Consider the following 20085-nt stretch of genomic DNA (forward strand, 5'->3'; position numbering starts at 1 on the left):
CGCAAGGGGCTTTCGCTGGAATTGATATTACACAAGCAGGCAGCGGGATGCTCTTGGGCTTGTGTTAGGGATAGGAACGGAAAGCCCACAGCGGAGCGAGGACTTGCAGTGGATAGCCCGACCCGAAGGGGAACACCCAAAAAAACAAAAATATTACTCCTGCAAATAAATGCGTTTTACACGGCGCGAAACGGTGGTTAGTATCTCGTAAGGTATGGTATCAAGCTGTTCGGCCATTTTGCTAAGCGGATGATCGTTGCCAAAAATGATGACGGTGTCGCCTTCACTGGCTTTCACATCGCTAAGATCTATCATGCTCATGTCCATGCACACATTGCCAACAACCGGGCAGAGTTTGCCGTTTACCATCACTTTGCCTTGGCCATTGCTTAATTTGCGGTTAAATCCATCGGCATAGCCAATGGGTATAATTCCTATTCGGGTATCTTTATCGATTATGCCTTTTCGCCCGTAACCAATGGTGTTTTGTTTAGTGATATGCTTGATTTGTGATATGCTGGTTTTAAGGGTGCTTACATTCATGAGTTTATCTTGATGAACTGCACTAAGGCCATACAAACCAATTCCCAGGCGAACCATTTCGAACTGAGCTTGGGGAAATCGCTCTATCCCGGCTGAGTTTAGCACATGCCTGTCGATAGGATAAATGAATTGCTTGCGCAGTTTATCGCTCCACAGCTTAAATTGATTGATTTGTTGTAGGGTATAATCATCGTGCCGGGCTTCGTCGGCAGCGGCCAAATGAGTGAATATGGAACGGATGTAAATGTTATTGTAATTTTTTATCTGATCGATTAAATCGTCGAGTTCCTCCTCCATAAAACCCATACGATGCATTCCTGTGTCGAGCTTGATGTGCACGGGATAGTTTGCCACCATGTTTTTTGCTAAAGCTTTCCCGAATTCTTGCAATATTTTAAGGTTATAGATTTCGGGTTCCAGATGGTACTCAATCATGGTATCGAAGCTGTGCCACTCGGGATTCATTACAATAATTGGGATGCTAATGCCTGCATTACGCAGTTCAACTCCCTCGTCGGCAATGGCTACTGCAAGAAAATCGACCCTATGGTATTGCAAAAGATTGGCAATTTCGGCCGATCCGCTTCCATAGGAAAAGGCTTTTACCATAACCGTAATCTTGGTTTGTGCCTGAAGCAAAGATCTGAAATAATTGAGGTTGTGCACCATGGCATTTAAATCGACTTCGAGAATGGTTCGGTGCGCCTTAAACTGAAGTGCATTTGATATTCTTTCGAAATGAAAATCACGGGCTCCTTTTATCAAGATCAGTTCGTTTTTAAAGCTGTTTCGTTTAAATTTCGACAAAAAGGAATCGGTATCTTTGTAAAACTCGGCATGATCGTCGAACCAATCTTTTTGCCTGGATATGTGTTCGCCGATGCCAATTATGCGATCTATTTTTTTCTTGGCAAGCAAATGTGCTACCGAGCTATATAACCTTTTATCGGTTTGCCCGGATTGATAAATATCCGACAGAATAACGCATTTTTTCTTATCGGTTTGCTGCTGGCTCATTAAATCAATAGCGATTTCGAGCGATCCCAAATCAGAGTTATAGTAGTCGTTAATTAGGGTACAATTGCCGAACCCTTCTTTTATTTGCAAACGCATGGCAACCGGTTCCAGTTTTTTCATTTCCTGTGCCAAGACATTGTTATCGACTCCCAGCACCAGAGCGACAACATAGGTGGATATGGCATTATCAATGGAAGCACGATCGGTAAATGGAATTACAAATTCGTTGCTATACTCTCCCACTCCAACTGTTATGATGCTTCGATTTTCTTCAACTTTTTCGTGAAGGATTCGGAATAGTGCACGTCTTTTTCTGGCCCATGTAAATTGTTTTTGCCAAGCTTCAAGATTTAAAAGAAAAGTGTTTACTATCTCGGGATCGTCGGCACAGTAGACAATTTTTTCGCAGGTAGAAAACAATTTTACTTTCTCGGACAGCAAATGCTGCCTGTCTTCAAAGTTCTCGCGGTGAGCTTCGCCAAGATGCGTAAACACCCCGATAGTTGGTTGAATGATATTGGCAAGTTTACTCATTTCCCCCGGTTGAGAAATTCCTGCTTCGAAAATGCCCAGATTAGCTTCCGAATTTAAATTCCATACCGACAAAGGCACGCCAACTTGCGAGTTATAACTTTTGGGACTTCGCACCACATGAAATGTATTGCGCAGCAGCTGATTCAGCCACTCTTTTACAATGGTTTTTCCGTTACTTCCGGTAATTCCAACAATCGGATAATTGAATTGCTTGCGGTGCTCCTGCGTTAACTTTTGCAGAGCATCCAGGGTATTTTCGACAAGAATAAAGCTTGCATCTGCATGCTCTTGTTTTGCCACAGCCTGACTTACCACAAACGCACGAACCCCTTTCTGATATAGATATTCGATGTATTTGTGACCATTGTGTCGTTCTCCAACAATGGCAAAGAAAATGCTTTCTTCGGGTAAATATAAAGATCTGCTATCGATAGAAATGGATTGAATTTCTATATCAGGATTACCACTAATTTGTCCCTCCAGAATTTGGGATATCCATCCGGTTGTATAATATTTTTCCGATCTCATTTGCAGGTTATTTTTCTTTTGTATTGTTATAGATTTTTGAGTAGCAAGCACGACACAGAGGCTCATAAACATCCTTTTCGCCCAATACCACCAACTTGTCAGCTTCGGAAAGTCGGTGTGAGTAATTGGCAAGACTGCCACAGCGCATACAAACGGCATGTACTTTGGTTACATATTCTGCGCGTGCCATTAAAGCGGGAATGGGGCCAAAAGGGTTGCCTCTAAAATCCATATCCAAGCCGGCAACAATTACACGAACTCCCTGGTTGGCCAGTTCGTTGCACACCTCCGGTAAGCCTTCATCAAAGAATTGTGCTTCGTCGATTCCTACAACATCAACATTGCTTGCCAGGAGCAAAATATTAGCAGAAGTTTCAACCGGGGTAGATCGAATTGAATTTGCATCGTGCGATACTACCTCATCTTCGGAATAGCGAAAATCAATATGTGGTTTAAATATTTCAACTTTCTGTCTGGCGATTTTGGCACGATTCAAACGGCGAATTAATTCCTCGGTTTTGCCGGAAAACATCGATCCTACAATTACTTCGATCCAGCCCTGAGAGCCAGATTTATTGATATCATTTTCAAGAAACATCTGTTTTTTTTTGAAGTTTTTAAACACCAATATGAATCGATTCTTATCGTATTTTAAGTAAATCGGCATAAGATACCATCCTTAACATCAACTCATAAATGATTAAATATACAAAAATAGGAAAAGAATCAAATGAACCTGATTTGGATGTAAAATTCACCCACAATTTGATCTAATTCTGAGTAGAAGTTTCATCTGTTTATATTTTTTCCGATTAGTCGGACAGAAGCCGCCAGATCAAAATACCCCAATTCAATCTTTTTGTTGGATAAATTTGCAGCACTTCATCCAAATTAAAATTTGAAATGAACATTTGGAACTGCGGCTCCTAAATTGCACCAAGGAGTAGGTTTGTGTTAAAAATTTTCTTTGTGATTTTAATATTGATACACCGACTTCGACAAGAGCATCAAAAACAGATGGAAAGTGCGACAATATTTTTAGCAGAACTCAGGCTATTAGTTTGGGGTTCACATTCGAGAATATGAAAACAATCAAATCAAAAAAATCTCGTTTCTTTGTATAGGAATTATTTAGAAACCTGATTTCGATTAAAATGGATCATAAATTATTACTTCAGCTACTCCAAAATAAAACCGAGGAAATACAAAGTCTGCTGGAGCACTTTAAAAATCATCCCGAGGATTTAAACAATGGCTTAGATCTTTTATCGGATAGAATTGTAAGCCTCTCGAAGGAATTTCGATTAATGCAAGATCGCTTTGATGTGCAAAAGCCTGAAGTCGAAATCACCAAAGAAATTGAAAGAGCAAAACCGGAAGGAAAAGCTAAGCTTGAACTAACAGCTAATTCTGAAATTGCAAAACCAGAAGAAGAAGCCCCTAAGATTAAAACTGAACCTATTAAGGTGACTAAAAAAGATAAGGCATACAAACAAAATGCAAAAGCTGAGCAGGATTCAATTTTAAATGATCAGCTGCAAAGCAATTCAGCAGAGCTTATTGGAGACAAAATTAAGAACAATAAACTTAGTGATATCCAAACAGCTATTGGTATTAACGATCGTTTCTTATTTATTCGCGAGCTATTTGATAACAAAACCGAAGCTTATAATTCAAGCATTAATTTTATCAATCAAACCAATAGCTATAAGCTTATTGAGGAGCACTTTAAAAGCCAAACCAATTGGGATTTTGAAGATCCTACCGTGATTCAATTTATGGAACTTACTAAAAGAAAATTCTAATACATGTCGAAATTATACCTTATCCCTACTCCGATTGGAAATTTGGAGGATATTACCATCAGATCGATAAATACTTTAAAAAGCGTTGATTTAATTTTGGCAGAAGATACCAGAACTTCCGGTTTTCTATTAAAACACTACGAGATTAGCAAACCTTTATTGTCTCATCATAAATTTAACGAACACAAAACCTCAGAGAATATTGCCAATAGAATTTTGGCTGGCGAATCGGTTGCCCTGATTTCTGATGCCGGCACTCCTGCCATTTCTGATCCCGGCTATTTCCTTGTAAAGCATTGTGTCGATCAAGGCATTGATGTGGAATGTTTGCCAGGAGCTACAGCTTTTGTTCCGGCTTTGGTAAACTCGGGATTGCCTAACGACAGATTTTGTTTCGAAGGATTTCTGCCTCAGAAAAAAGGTCGGCAAACCAAGCTAAATGAGCTTACCGAAGAGAGTAGAACCATGATTTTTTACGAATCACCGCACCGCTTGGTAAAAACTTTAGAGCAATTTTCCGAAGTATTTGGTGAAGAAAGAAAAGCCTCCGTATCGCGAGAGCTAAGCAAACTACATGAAGAAAATGCCAGAGGCACACTTACTGAATTAATCGCTCACTTCGGCTCAAAAACGGTGAAAGGCGAAATTGTAATTGTTGTTGAAGGCAAAACAATGGTGAAGAAAAAGAAAGAATACATCAAGAAAGATCGACAGTAAAAAAAAATCAAAAAACTTAACTTGCAGTGCAACCGACAACCGATAAGCAAAATTAGTCTTCGTGTGAAAATTTAGGGCACGAAATTGCCTTATCGCCAAGTTTTTTCACTTTCTGACGGCGCTTGAGCTTTCTAATTTCGCGAGGATTTGAATAATTATAATTGTAGGTAAGCGACACTTCCAATCCACCACGGCTTGATGAGGCAACTTGCAAATCAGACACATTAATATCATAGGTAAGCATAATTTTTAACCGACTCTTTTCGTAGCCAAATGCGGGAATAATATCTTGTGTAAATCGATACCACAGCCCATAATGAAAGATGGTTCCTCTGTTTCCAAAAAGGGTCATAAAATTAGCTCCTGCAATCCACTCATTTGCATTTTTCTCGGTGGTATACATGAGTTCAGGCTTTAAATACATCCTGCTGCTAAGTCTGCTTTCTATGCCAGCATGCCAGGCAAATCTTCTACGAAGGTTATTTGTACTAAAGTTGATATTTTCATCTTCGTAGCGATAAAAGGATTCTTCAGGTTGATTAATATGACTTACGGCTGTACCCATAAAGTATTTGGTTTTACCTCTAAAATATGTCATTTGCACCCCTAAAGAGAAATCCATATAAAACAATGATTGAGAAATAAAATTCTCCCCGCTTACACCACCCGGATTATCCAATTCTTCTCCAAATGTTAGTTTACTCAGGTCAACGGATTTATTAATCATCTCTAAACCTACACCTGCGTGCAAAAATAGGGTATTGCCTGCATTCAAACTCTTGTTAAGCGAAGATGCAAACATGACTTGTGTTGTTTTCAATCCACCATCACCAGCTTTATCATTAAATATCATCCCACCCACTCCAATCCAGGATGAACTTAGCAACTGGGTTGACAATTTACCATCTACAAATACCGCCTGAGAAACAAAAGGTATGGTTACACTATTCCATTGGTTTCTATAATTTACGCCTCCACGAAGGTTATAATCGGAATTACCTGTAAGAGCAGGATTTAACAGTAAAGGAATGGAATAGAATTGAGAAGAGTGTACACGCTGCGCCGAGAGTTTAAAAACTCCCATTAATAAAAACAGCAGAAAAATAAGAATACTCTTTCTCATAACACTCATTTGGGCTTACTACCTAAGCTTAACCAATTCTTTTGTAACAGCATATAACCCCAAAATAAAAATATGAAAATGGGTAATATTATCGTATTACCCAAACATAACAATATCTATTCTGATTAAACTATCTTCCATTTTGGCGCTCTAAATATAACTAATCAATTTGAAAAAATATCATTGATAAAAATGTATTGATCAAATTTATCTTAACAGTGTTATATTTCCTTGTTTCTGCAATTGACTTCCGTCTTTAAATGTCACTTTTAAGAAATAAACGTAAACATCCATATCCACTTTTTGCCCTCTAAACGTTCCATCCCAAGGGATATTATGCTTTGTTTGGAACACTTTATGACCTAATCGGTTTACTACAATCAAGCTCATTTCTTTTATCTCATCGATATCACCAAACAATTTTAATTCTTTGTTATCAATATTTTGCGAATTTGGTGAAAAGGCTGTAGGCAAATAAACATTGTACTGACTGGTATTGGATGATACATTAACCGTATCCCTGCCAATACAACCAAATTCGTTAGTTACCTCAACTCGATACTCACCTGCCTGGCTTACTTCAATAATTTGATCAATTGCACTTGGTTGAATTGCAATATCTGCATTTACAAACCACAAGTAGGAAGATCCCAGATTGCCAGCATCCAATTCAACAACTTGCCCACTACCTAATTCAAAATCGTCGCCTAAATCAACTTCCGGAGTAGGATTAAAAATAACTTCGATACAGTCTTGCTCTGTATTTCCATTCTGATCGGTTACCGACACGCAATACAAGCTAGTCTTATGAACGTAAATTCCTTCTTCGCTTGATTCTGTTGGCCCGGTCCACAAATAAGTTGGAGTAAAGTCAGCTTGATTAGAGGTTATTTTAGGTGTTAGATAAATGGTATCACCCAAACAAATATTATCGATATCATCACCAAGATCAATCGCAAACTTGCCTTCTCGCTTCGTAACATGGATTTCATCGGCATTGGAACATCCAAATTCACTTGTTACCAAAACAGAATACACACTCTCATCAGATACAGTAATTTGTTGAGTTGTTTCACCTGTGTTCCATTCATAGGATCCATTTAATCCACCTTCACCCGCATCAAGTGTTGTTGTTTCATCATCAAACAAAGTGATATCCTCACCTAAATCAACAATTGGCAAAGCATGAACGGTTACAAGTACATCATCTGATTTTGTGTTTCCCAATTCATCTTGAACGGTTACCGAATAAGTTCCGGACTCGGTAACTGTTAAAGTAGAAGTTGGTGCACCATTTGACCACAAATAGGTATAATTCTGAGTAAGGGATGGATTAGGATTCAGAACAATTTCGTCGCCAACACAAATATCTTGATCTTCGCCTAAATCAATGGCAAATACATCATTTACACTTGTAATTACAATTTCATCTGAAGCAGAACATCCATTAGCATTTGTAACAGTAACACCATATGTATTACTTGTACTAACCTGAATTGTTTGACCTACTTCCCCTGTAGACCATAAGAAATCAGCACCGGCATTTCCTGCATCAAGTGTTCGTATTTCAGCATCTGCCAATTGATAGTCGGCACCTAAATCAACCTCCGGAGCATCCCAAACTGTAACATGAACAAATGCTGATGATTGCTTGCCCGTATTGCTATCGGTTACAGTAACTGAATAAGTGCCGGCTTCACTAACTTCCAGTGTTGGATGAACAGAACCATCCGACCACAAATAAGTATAAGTGCCGTCAAAATCAATTTCCGGACTTAGGGTTCTGCTCTCACCCGAACAGAAGCTTAAATCATTACCTAAACCAACTGTGAATGATTCTACCACAGTTACATTGGCATAAACCGTATCACCGGCACAATCAAATCCACTTCTTTCTATCAACTTCACTTGATAATCACCAGGATCTACACCCCACTGAACATCAAAGCTCAATTCACTATGGAAATTATCGTCCAAGCGCATTATACTCTCATTAAGCACAGTTGCACCAGCCGGAACAAATATTTTATAATTTTCATTTTTCTCGATAGTAGCGGTATAGGCCTGAATGGTTCCTGACTGAACAACAGGTTCGTAATCACCAAATGTAGTATTTGGTAATGCCATAACATCCACTTCAAGAGTTTGATTGGCTAAATCTTTCTCAACCGGAATTCCACTAATGGTTTTTGCTTCAACCAACAAAATTTCTGCTCTATGAGTTTTACCCGTAGTATTTGGAATCTCAAGATCGAATGTAAATGAATTGGTATGGATTGCATCTGCTTCTTCAGGCATTATAGCCGGAGCTCTGTCAACGGAATATTTAAATGTCCATGGCTTAGGTCCGGTATAATTAACTGTAACACTCACCTTACCATTAGCATCTCCACCATTATTCTGCGCACAAACATAAGGCACCTCAAGATCTTCAAACTCTGCGGTAGGTGTTGCATCATCAACCACAACCATCATTGTAAGAGCATCACCAAAACAGTGAGTTCCCAAATCTTCAGGATAAACTTTTACCTCATAAGTACCAGGATCATTAAATTGATAGTCTCCCGATTCGAAGCTTGTTGATCCCAAATATGCAACAGAACCATTCGAAGTATTGGTAACCGACCAATGATACTTGTATGAAGCATTTTCTTCAACCTTAAACTGAAGCGTTGTTCCCTTAACTACATACTGCTGCGCCACAGCCGCCAATCCCCCCATGAGGATCAGCAGTGCGGTAAGCAGTGTTTTATGTAGTAAGGTTTTGAACATTTATTTCAAATTAAAATACTCAGCTAATGTCAAATACTAGTTTAAAGTAATTGTTCCTGAAATTGTTGGTTTAGAGTGAACTGTAATTGTTCTTGTAACATCTCCTAATGTAACATTAGCACCATCTTCGGTTGTAGCACTTGTGATAACTACAGTGTATACTTCATCAGAACCTGATGTGTTAACAAAATTGTTATCTATTGTAATATCTGAACCATCAGCCACATCGGTCAATGTTGTTGGACCAACAACAACAGTTCCTCCTGAATTGCGAACTTCATACGTAACATCGTATGGACCAACACCTCCTGTAAAGTCAAGTTCAAATACACTTTGATCAGCTAATCCGCCTGAAAGGCCACCATCCAGGTTAGAACATGTTATAACATCGGAAGAAGAAGCTGCAAGCAAAAGAGAAGAAGCACCTACTACTTCAATTGTTGCTGTTGTTGTTTCGGATTGACAGCCATCACCATCAGTTCCGAAAACAGTTAAAGTGTAAGTTCCAGCTGCATCCCAAAGAATATTGATGCTAGCTCCTTTTTGAGCAGATAAATCAGTGCTTGTTCCTCCAGTAACTGCCCAAGTATAAGTTAATCCTTCATCAGCCACACTATAAATATGGTTTGTATTAACAGTTACGAATTGATCTTGTGCATTTGTTACGCCAACAAATGCAAAAGCCAAAATGATTAATGATAGTATTTTTTTCATGTCGATATTTTATTAGAATGTAATTGTTGGTTTAGCTGGGATTGGGTGAATTGTTATAGTTAAGTCTTCTTTATCACTTGCAGGAGTAAATACTACTCCATTTGTATCAGTTACTTGTACAATAGTTACAAGAACACTTGTAAATGCAGGATTAACAGGATCAACCACATCCATTGAAGGAATAGTAAATTTATTGTCTGCTCCTATTGTTGTAGTTTGAGTTGTTCCACCATCTACTTTATACTGAACTTCCATGTCGTAATAAGCAGCATCAGGAGCAGCACCTGCAAGAATTACATCAAGAGTAATTTCCATTCCTGAAGCAATATTCGCATCGTCGGCACAATATACATTTTCTGTTCCGGCATTAAATGCAACTTCATAATCGTTAGATGATACATTAACCTGAATCACATAATCGTTGGTACACGAAGTAGTATTATTCTGAGCTGTTACTCTTAAGAAAAAAGTACCATTGGTATTCCATGTTACATTTTTACTATAACCAACAGCAGGACTTACATCTACCATAGTATAATCCGCAGCATCAACAGCTGCTCCTGCATTATCAATAACTTCCCATGTCCACGAATGATCTGCAACATTAGGAACAGAATACGTAAAATTACCTCCTGCAACAACTCCATCTTGAGTGTCATCAGGTGTAATTTGGGCACTTACAGTTCCCATAATACCAATGCTAAAAATAGCAAGCAATAAAAGTTTTTGTAACTTTTTCATATCTAGTTTGTTTTTAGTTTTTTACAGTAATTACTGGTTTTGCAGGTAAAGCATTTATTGTTCTCTCATGAACCTCTTTACCAACTACCAGATTGAGTGTCCCACCATATTTAGTGGTAGCACTCCTAATTGTTATATTATTGATTGTCTCATTATTTTCATCTTCAATAATGCCTAATACATTAAGCATTTTATCTGCATAATTTACTGTGGCAGTTCGGTCTGCAATATCGTCATCCAAACGATAGTTTACCGTAACTGGATATTGCGATTCGGCCAACTCAGTTCCCGAATCAAACATTGCTACCAATTCGGTAGCAAAACTATTATCTGCATCAGCACAATCGGTTGATGCTAATTCTTTGAATTCTATGGTAGGCGTTGTAACTACACTCACCTTTTTGGCTTTTAAATTTTGGCATGATCCAAATTCTTGAATTACCAACACATAATCCCCAGCTTGCTTCCAATTAATTTCAACCTGATGTGTATTTTCACCAGTAATAAATTCAACTATACTAGTATTTAATAATTCTGTATTCAAATCAGATGCTTCGAACACAGACCATTGATAAGTATTTCCAACATGCTCATCAACCGAGTATACACGTGTATCATTCTTAAATACGACAAAGGTATCCTGGGCCGTGACTTTTGTCACGGCCAGGATCATGAATATCATGAACAGAATTCCTTTATGTATTTGATTTCTCAATTAAATACGTCTTATTAGTTAGATCCAATACCTGATGTAGAAGGACGAGCAGGAACAATCTGATTCTCATCCGCATCAGCCTCTAATGTTGCCGCTGCAACTCCTTGAGAACCTGAAGTTAAAGTAACAAGCACTCCATGATCTACTAAACCTTCAAATGCAGTAGAGTTAGGTAATTGAACTCTAACATAAATAGTTGCTGAATTTTCAGTATTGGTAATATCAACAGTTTGATTACCCCCAACAGTTAAATTAGCTGTTGAAGTATATGTGGTTCCAGATACAGTTCCATAATCAGCTGTTGCTGTATTACCTGAATAAGCTGCATCTACCGCAATATTATACCCTAAAGTGAAGTTCGCTTTATCAATATTGGTTGCATCAATCTTATAATACAAAGTCGTTGTTCCGTAGTTGTACTCAATAGCACCAGAATTTAATGATAATGCTACATCTGGAGCACAAGTTTCAAAGTTATTGGCTACATCAGCAAAAGATTTGTCAACATTGGTAATTGCCAATTGGAAATCACTAAATGGATTAATAATCTCAGCTTTGTGATTAGAACATCCCTTAGCATCCGTTTCTATAACATGCAAATAGTAAGTACTTCCTGCAGAAGCTGCAAGCCAAGTAATGTCAATCCTATAAAGATCTTGAACAGCTGTTGAAGCATCTGCATATGCAGCTGTTGTAATGATGAAATCAGATGTATTTACGCTTGTTAAATCACCCTTAGTGATATACCATAGATAATCATTTCCAACACCTGAATCGTGTGTTGTTCCATCTGTTGAATTTACCCAATAACTATGTGTTGATCCAATTGCCGGACCTGTTCCGGTACCTTGAGCCATAGCATTACTTGTAAATCCAAGTAAAGCAAGTAGCATAATCGATAAAGTTAAAAATCTGTTCATTTTGTTTGTTTTTAGTTTTTTATAATTAATCCGTTGTAATATTTGTAGTTGCAGGCATAGCATTAATTGTAACAGAGCCTGTATTGTTTGTATCCAGATTTTCAGGTGTGTTATAAGTTAATTCAATACCATTCGATAATGTTACCGTTAGAAGATCTCCACTGGCCCATGTATTATTAAACTCAACTTTTAATTGAACACTGTAATCATTATTATTTACAGTTACCTTTCCTGTTGCACTCTTTCCTGACAATGCTTGAGATGGATCGTTTGTATTAGTATCAAATGTTACACTAACCAAATCACCATTTGTACTTGTAACTTCATAGTCAAATTCCCAATCTGGTATATAGGATGCACTTGTCATATCAGCCTGAGTACTCATGTCAATTGTGAAAGTTTTAGAAGTAGTACCAAGGTTATTATTACCTGAGTTTACAATAACAGATCCACTAGCATCAGAACAATCAGCAGGAAGATCGGCAATAACAATATCAAATGCATTACCAATTACCGTCACAACAAACTGACGTAAAGTGATACAACCTCCGCTGGCAGCTGGTGCTGTTTCCGATAATTGTACGATATAATTTGCGTTAGTTCCACCATTTAACGTATTCCACGTAATATCCACTGTTTCTCCACCATTTGCTGCTATCGAAAAATCCGCAACATCAGCTGCACTTTCATCTGCATTTAAAACACTCCACAAAAGAGTTGATCCTGCAACACCTCTTGTAACCTCATAAGTATGTGTGGATCCAACAAATGGATTAGTTCCATTTTGAGCCATTACATTACTTCCAATCAAAAGAAATAATGAGGCCATTATAAGTTTTAGCTTTTTCATATTATTAATAGTCTTTTAATTTTCAGATTAAAAAGAAATGTTTGATGATCCTGGAAGAGGATTAAGAGTAATAACTTGAGATCTATCAGAAGATGCAGGTAAAGATGTATTATCAGGAGTTTCTATTGCACCTTGAATCGCTTTTCCATTTGTAAGATTTAAAGTCACATTACCTCCGTCAGTAACTTTACCCGAAACTGCAACTTGTATTGTAATCTCATCTGATGTTGCAGAATCAAAATCTGTAGCATTAACTGTAACACTAAAGTTTCCATTAGCAGTACCTGGAGTTTTAATTCCTCCGGTAACTGTTACATCGCTTTCCGAAGCTATTGTTAAACCAGTAGGTAATGCGATATCTCCGGTAAATTGATAATTATCAATACCAAAACCACTTTCCTTTGTCATATTAATAGTAAAAGTCAGGTTTGTTTTAACATCACTTTTTGTTTCATAAGTATTCCAATCTAACACATTACCTTCTTCAGCATTACACTCTGAACCATCAGTAGCCAATTCCAGATAAAATGAATTTGTATGAACAGTTACTGACATTGTTCTTCTTGTTGCACAACCATTAAGTGTCTCTGTATACTGAATTACATAGTTACCTGCTGTGTTCCATGTAATATTAATATTATTATTCCCATTCGAACCAAGCGTTACACTAGCCGAAGCATCAGTATTTCCATCAGATTCAAATACAGCCCAAACAATGGATCCACCATCATCTGTTACTTTATAATTATGAGTCGTTCCCAAATAAGGGTCATCTCCATCACCAAGAGAAGCTGGTGTTGAACTTTGAGCCATTGCATTTACTGACAGTAATGTTAGGATTGCTGTTACCGAAAAAAGATGTAATAATTTTTTCATGACGATTATAATTTGTGTTTATTATTTACTAAAAGTTTATTTCACCAGGGTTTGGTTTATGCTTTACATTTATAGACACTCCTGTATCCATATCCAAAGTACATCCACCACGTTCTGCTTTTATTGTTATGTTATATGTTTTTTCTGTATTTAAAACTGTATTATCAATGGTAAGAATCAAATCAGATCCGCTTACACTTGATGTGTAGGCCAATGAATTTACTCCTTCAAACAGACTATAGGTAACATCTACCTCATAATTCTCTATCGTTATAACACCTGCATCTCCAAAGCATATATCAGAAGTCACAATGGTTAAATTCGTAGCAATAGCATCAGGTTCAGATATTATTATATCTGCCTGAGCAACACATCCATTTCCATCCTTCACATACAAAGTATGACTCCCGGCAGGCAAACTGTATACATTAGTAGCAGCTTGATAATTTGTGCCATCTGTACTGTAAGAATAAGAACCATCTCCTCCACTTGCAGTAATTGTTACTTGTGCATTATCACCATTGCAAACAATTGAACTGGTTTCAGCAAGAGCAATTATTACAAGATCAGGCTCTGAGATATCTATACTTCCAGTTACCGCAGTACAAGAATTTGCATCAGTTACACTATAAGCCAATGAGGTTCCGGCCTTATGCGTGAAAATCCCTGTGGTATTGCTTACGCCATCAAAGGTATACTCTAAAGGTGCTGTTCCTCCTGTGGCTAAAATTGTTACTGTAGCATCACCACCATTACAAGTTATCGGAGTAGTAACTCCTGCACTTGTTAAGGTAATGGCTGCCGGCTCAATTAAGGAATAAGTGGTACTGGAAACAACACTACCCTTTACTAAATTTCCTGAAAAAGTATATCTGATTTGAACTTTATAATCTCCTGCAGACAAATCGGCAAACTCATGACTTGTACCTGAAGCATTGGTCCAGTCATTGCCTACAACCGGACTATCATCTAAAGCATTTACCAAACGAAATTGAAGTACCAATCCTGCTGGTACACTGGAAGAATAATTTGTTATAATCTTTCCCTTTTCTCCATTACATGCTATAGGATTAACAGTTGCGGTAGGTGCTGTAGGTTTATTATGAACTCGAACTTGAATGGTAATAGGATCAGAATCACAAGTTCCTGCGGTTTCGATTAAAGTAATCGTATGATCACCCTGCATGCTTGCAAGCCAATTTACGGAATAGGTACTTAAATGGTAACCCGGATGCTCCGTACTCTCGGGCACAGTACTTAAATCGTCAATTTGATCTGGCGTAGAATCGACACCATCCAAATACCACTTTACAAGTGACGAATTCCATCCATAACCTTTATAATCGATACTTTCTCCTATACAAACATGTTGATCCTGACCCAAACCCGTTGATAGGCCAAGAACAGAAAGAAACAAAAATAACAAAGCTATATGGCGTAGAAATCTTATCAAATGCTAACAAATTAGTGTATGAATGGTACTCACAGCGCTCAAAATAAGCTATTTTTTTTCAAATTATAACCATCTATACGCCAATTGTTAAAAAGTGTTCAGTTATTTTTTGATTAATTTCGTTTTAAGAGATTTTTAGTAGCGTATTCTAATTGATTAATCATTATTAAACAAACATTCACTTTCCATAAACCATCACTAATCAATTTTTATTAGATTTTGATCTAAAAAAAAATACCATTAGTCTATGATAGATGAGCAATAGGACTGTTAGAAAGAAGACGCCCTCATCAAATAATTCTAAATAAAAATAGGCCAATACACTTCTCAAAGCAAAAACAATAGAGAATACATTATCTTAAACTTAGATCTATCTACCAAAAGTCTGTGCAAATTACTGTTTAGCTTACACAAAAAAATCAAACAGGTAAAGTAAACTAAATTGCCCAGAACCAAACACATCAACAAAGGTACAATTGACTGACTTTAAGGCTTTAAAAATATTTATCCCCCCTTAATCCATCCGCAATTAACCTGACGAACTAACAGCAATATTAGCGTGAAATACAATGAAATCCATTTCGATATCTAAATAACGTGAGTTCGACGTAAAATAAAGCAATAAACCTATCTGTGGAGGTAAATGATTTAAAAATAAATTCAGATCATACCATATACAGGTTTAATAAAAAATGAAAGTACATGCTTTACTCAAAAATAATCCCTTTGGTTTTTGGCTGCTCTGTTACCTGCACATCCATACTTGCCTTACAAGACTTGGCATCAGTTACGGTAATCGTATATGAACCATCACTCAAACCTGTTGCAGCAGCAGAATTTAAACTGGCGTTGTGACTCCAAGCATAAGTGTAAAATGGACTGGAAGTTTCTGGTGTTCCTCCTGTTACATCAACATGCAACTCTCCATTACTTCCGTCTGAACAAAAATTACTCAGAACAGTATTTAATGCAATTGATGGATTAGGATAAACCGTTATTGCATTCTCTAAATTTGCAACGGTAGAACATCCATTTCCTGCAGTTACTGTTAGTGTATAACTTCTAGATTCCTCACTAACAACATTAGCAGAAAACACAGGATTTGCATTATTCGCATTATCCAGTCCACTGGAAGGATTCCATTCGTAAGATACCGACATATTTACATCCGCCTGAAGCGAAGTTTGCTCGCTTGAACACAGTTCATACTTTCCTGCAAATACAGAATTTACAACAGGCGAAGGTAAAACCGTTAAGGTCATACTTTCCTGATCGGAACAGATGGCTGAAGCACCAGCTTGATCTTGTACCAATAAAGTAAAAACATAACTGCCTGCGGGAATATCATCAGATATCCATGGATTAGATACATTGGGATCACTCAAATAGTTCTCAACAATTCCCGGGGTATCACAGGTCCACTCATAATAGATCCCTCCACTACCCAATAGTTGAATTCCATTGCCTGTACACATGTTTCGATCTCCTCCTGCATCAGCTTCGATAGGCTGAATATCTGGAATTGTTGTTGTAAGGTTCAATGTATTATTACTGCAGGAGAACATATCTCTAACTACAATATTAAAGGTTTGTCCGACCAAATCGTGCCCATCGGCAAATGCACTTGCTATATTCTTTACATTATCGCTGCCAAATGTTGCTCCTCCATCAAAGCTATATAGGTAATTAGCAGTACTTATTCCATCAATCAACTGAACTGTGATGGTTGCAGTTGGATTCCCGATCCCATCGCATTGAATTGCTGCAGATGCAACGGCATTTACCTTAGGGGCATTAATGATTGTAACCGTTTTTTCAAAATAATCACTTCCATCACAAGGACATCGATCAACTCTAAATCTAATTGTTTCATCATCTTCGACTTCTCCTTCATCTAGGGCTTTATAATGATAATCGATGTATTCCTGTCCTGCCGGAATAATAATGGACGATGGGAAAACCCCATCTCCAATTACATTTCCACTAGCATCCGTATACACATAATCTTGAGAACCACTTGTTTCGTTATTTGCAGTTCCCGTAATATTAATATCAAAAACTATTTCTTCATTAATATCATAACCCTCACTCCTTAAAAAGCGAATAAAACTACCTTCACAGCCTTCGTACATCACATCCTGATCCCCCTCAATACCACCAATCATATTGTCGATCTGCACCTCGTTGGATTTAAAACTATTTGCCTCCAAAAATACAGCTGAATTATATTGATCATCCAATACATCCGCAATAATTAAACGAATATGATAGGTTTGACAAGCCTGAACGTTAGCTGTAGCTGTTAAAACCGTTGTCCTACCATCAAATTGAGTTGCATAACCACTCGATTCGTCCACATAGTAGGTTGAATTACCACAATAACTATCATTTACATTATTGATGGTAACAGGGTTTGTTGTTCCCGGTATCAATGCAATATTTTTACCTGACAAATCGGTGTCAGCAGTAATTCCCGGACCACTAATAATAAAAGCAAATACATCATTGTAGTTACTACAAGCATATTCAGGATATTCCTCCGATGCAAAAATATACCTAAACTCCAAAATATCACCAGCTGGTACAAAGTCAAACTCTAGAACCTGAGCATCATTCTCATTGTCACCTGTTAGGACACTTACATCTACATCACCTGCGATTCCTGCTATATTTTGACTTTCAGAACCTGAGTTATTAGGTCCTTCAGCATTCTTAACACGACCCGTTGACAAAATAATTCCCGAAGCCAAAGGGAAATCAGAATCAACAGCATTAAAATACCCAATCCCATAATTTTCATCACCAGAATAAACAATATTACTCGCCGTTAAACAGCCAGTAACCAAGACCTTCTGAACCAATTCACTCGTAGAATATGCATTTTCCGGACTTTGGACATCAACTTCAATAGATGCAGTGGAAGGATCATTATTATCCTCAACCGTTACCAGTACATTAATATTTGTAGAATTTCCACTTGCATCTTGCACTGTAAGTACAACTGTATTCACACCAATATCAGCAGTTGTAAAATCTGATTTGCTCAAAGATCGGGACGTTACCGAACAATTATCCAAAAATCCGGGATCCACATCTGCTGCAGCAAGAGTAGCATTGCCGGATGCATCTAATTTAACCGTGGTTTCAACAGTAGTATGGTTTAATATGGAGGATTTAGAGAATGTTTCTCTTGTTACTCCTGCAAGCGCAGAAGCCCACTCTAATTCAATTACAGCACCACCTCCATTTTCATAAAATTCTAATGTTATTGAATGTTGACCTTTGGTTAAATTTACGGTACCACTATTAACTGTTGGTGCATGATTCGTCCAATTGTTAATAACATAAGCACCATCAATTTGCAATCGAACCCCATCATCAGAGTTTGTATAAAATGTATAGTTACCTGTTTCTGGAACTACAAAATTACCACTATAACGAATCGAAAACTGATCATTTCCTAAAAGGCCTGTATTGGGTGAACTTCCGCCCCAATTGGTATGAGCTTCGTCTACCGATTCCGAATACTTTAGATCACTTAAACTCATTCCATCATGATACTCCGCATTCAGATTCAATAAAGAAGGAGCTACATTGTCTTCTACCGTAACATTTGCCGTACAGGTCGATTTATTTCCATCTCCATCTTCAACTGTGAGAGTAACTGTTTGAATCCCTACATCGGCACAGTTAAAACTTGTCTTATCCAAACTTAGTATCAAATCTGCATCGGCAGTTTCAACATCACTACTCCCATTATTGATATCATCGGCTGTTATGCTTTTATTTCCTGAGCCATCAAGTTGGATAGTTATGTCTTTGCAGTTAGCAGTTGGCGAATTACCAACATTTGGATATCCACTTACTATAACATCATCAATTCTATAATACTCTTGTCTACCAGTTCCATTTCTAAACCTCACTCTTACTTGCAAAGATGATCCATTTAAACTATTAACTGTAGCATTTCTATCTACATTGTTTTCTGGAAAATCATCATACCAAGGACTACTGTCGAAATCATGCCAATTACCATCTCCATCAATTTGATATTGAAAAAGTATATAATCTTCATCATCAGTGCCTTGAGACTCTAGCTTTCCAGATTCTTGTGCATTAAGAGAAATTGAAACATTAGTATAAGCCGAAATATCAATAGAACTAGTTAGCCATTCCGCAACATTCCTGTTATTGTCCCTAAGCTCTAATTTTTCATTTCTAACTTCGAACCAATAATCAGAATAATTACCACTAATTGACCAGGTAACACCATTATTACCGCCAGACGTAACCCCATTGGCATAAGAAGAAAAATCCTCCTCCCAAATGGTAACCTGAGCAGAAAGATTCTGCGCAAAGAAAGAGCCACTCAGCAAACAAAGGGTAAGAATTAGTAGAGGGAATTTTATGTAGAAATGTTTCGTCAAATGTTATTTTTTAGTGTGTATTGTGTTTTTCTTGTGTTTAAATAGCCTAATTTTGGGCTAAATATAACATCTATACGGCAATGGTTAAAAAGTGTTTACTCTTTTCTTGTTTAATTACTAACAAACAGCTTGTATTGAGTCAGCTTAAGAACGCTACATCCAACAAAAAACCATTTTCGAACTAATAATAACCACCTTTACATACAAAAATAAGTCGTTTGTAAATTAAAGCCTGTAAATTTCATTTAAAAACACAAAGATTTTCGCAATACAAATGGTAAAGCAATAAACACATATAGTGATAAATCAGTACAATTTGGACAAATATATTCAAGAGAAGCCAAAAAAGA

The 20085-nt window shown here is 37.4% G+C and carries 14 protein-coding genes; 2 read left to right on the forward strand and 12 right to left on the reverse strand.

The features are described 5' to 3' along the window. Positions 1 to 153 precede the first annotated feature (153 nt). Both ACO05S_RS05655 and ACO05S_RS05660 read right to left on the reverse strand, forming a co-directional pair. Positions 154 to 2622 carry a bifunctional UDP-N-acetylmuramoyl-tripeptide:D-alanyl-D-alanine ligase/alanine racemase gene (locus ACO05S_RS05655; RefSeq protein ID WP_421920555.1) on the reverse strand — a complete coding sequence of 823 codons (2469 nt, stop codon included), beginning with the start codon at positions 2620 to 2622 and terminating at the stop codon, positions 154 to 156. Between the two features lie 7 nt (positions 2623 to 2629). Next, the gene (locus tag ACO05S_RS05660) at positions 2630 to 3220 is read right to left on the reverse strand and encodes a thymidine kinase (protein ID WP_421920556.1); all 591 of its coding nucleotides are present in this window, start codon (positions 3218 to 3220) and stop codon (positions 2630 to 2632) included. 556 nt (positions 3221 to 3776) lie between these two features. On the opposite strand from ACO05S_RS05660, the gene ACO05S_RS05665 reads away from it, so the two are divergent. After that, on the forward strand, positions 3777 to 4427 hold the full coding sequence (locus tag ACO05S_RS05665) for a hypothetical protein (RefSeq protein ID WP_421920557.1): 651 nt from the start codon (positions 3777 to 3779) through the stop codon (positions 4425 to 4427). Positions 4428 to 4430: 3 nt separating this feature from the next. Then, positions 4431 to 5144 (forward strand): 16S rRNA (cytidine(1402)-2'-O)-methyltransferase, encoded by a 714-nt coding sequence (gene rsmI / locus ACO05S_RS05670; RefSeq protein WP_421920558.1) that lies wholly within the window; start codon positions 4431 to 4433, stop codon positions 5142 to 5144. A gap of 52 nt (positions 5145 to 5196) precedes the next feature. On the opposite strand, the gene ACO05S_RS05675 is transcribed toward rsmI, so the two are convergent. From ACO05S_RS05675 to ACO05S_RS05720, 10 genes are all read right to left on the reverse strand, one after another. After that, positions 5197 to 6267 (reverse strand): PorP/SprF family type IX secretion system membrane protein, encoded by a 1071-nt coding sequence (locus tag ACO05S_RS05675; protein WP_421920559.1) that lies wholly within the window; start codon positions 6265 to 6267, stop codon positions 5197 to 5199. Between the two features lie 207 nt (positions 6268 to 6474). Further along, positions 6475 to 9039, reverse strand: coding sequence for a gliding motility-associated C-terminal domain-containing protein (locus ACO05S_RS05680; protein ID WP_421920560.1), 2565 nt, complete (start codon positions 9037 to 9039; stop codon positions 6475 to 6477). Between the two features lie 36 nt (positions 9040 to 9075). After that, a complete protein-coding gene (locus ACO05S_RS05685) occupies positions 9076 to 9753 on the reverse strand; it encodes a hypothetical protein (protein WP_421920561.1) in 678 nt (225 codons plus the stop codon). Between the two features lie 12 nt (positions 9754 to 9765). Continuing rightward, the gene (locus tag ACO05S_RS05690) at positions 9766 to 10494 is read right to left on the reverse strand and encodes a hypothetical protein (RefSeq protein WP_421920562.1); all 729 of its coding nucleotides are present in this window, start codon (positions 10492 to 10494) and stop codon (positions 9766 to 9768) included. A gap of 13 nt (positions 10495 to 10507) precedes the next feature. After that, positions 10508 to 11155, reverse strand: a complete 648-nt coding sequence (locus ACO05S_RS05695; RefSeq protein WP_421920563.1) for a hypothetical protein — start codon at positions 11153 to 11155, stop codon at positions 10508 to 10510. 68 nt (positions 11156 to 11223) lie between these two features. Beyond that, positions 11224 to 12129: a hypothetical protein gene (locus ACO05S_RS05700; protein ID WP_421920564.1), complete on the reverse strand. Its 906-nt coding sequence runs from the start codon at positions 12127 to 12129 to the stop codon at positions 11224 to 11226. A 25-nt stretch (positions 12130 to 12154) separates the two neighbouring features. Then, on the reverse strand, positions 12155 to 12979 hold the full coding sequence (locus ACO05S_RS05705; RefSeq protein WP_421920565.1) for a hypothetical protein: 825 nt from the start codon (positions 12977 to 12979) through the stop codon (positions 12155 to 12157). Between the two features lie 27 nt (positions 12980 to 13006). Beyond that, the gene (locus ACO05S_RS05710) at positions 13007 to 13855 is read right to left on the reverse strand and encodes a hypothetical protein (protein ID WP_421920566.1); all 849 of its coding nucleotides are present in this window, start codon (positions 13853 to 13855) and stop codon (positions 13007 to 13009) included. A 28-nt stretch (positions 13856 to 13883) separates the two neighbouring features. Next, the gene (locus tag ACO05S_RS05715) at positions 13884 to 15308 is read right to left on the reverse strand and encodes a hypothetical protein (protein WP_421920567.1); all 1425 of its coding nucleotides are present in this window, start codon (positions 15306 to 15308) and stop codon (positions 13884 to 13886) included. Positions 15309 to 16015: 707 nt separating this feature from the next. Continuing rightward, positions 16016 to 19735 (reverse strand): choice-of-anchor L domain-containing protein, encoded by a 3720-nt coding sequence (locus ACO05S_RS05720; RefSeq protein ID WP_421920568.1) that lies wholly within the window; start codon positions 19733 to 19735, stop codon positions 16016 to 16018. Positions 19736 to 20085: the final 350 nt, after the last annotated feature.

This window comes from Marinifilum sp. (assembly GCF_965230805.1).
GTDB lineage: Bacteria > Bacteroidota > Bacteroidia > Bacteroidales > Marinifilaceae > Marinifilum.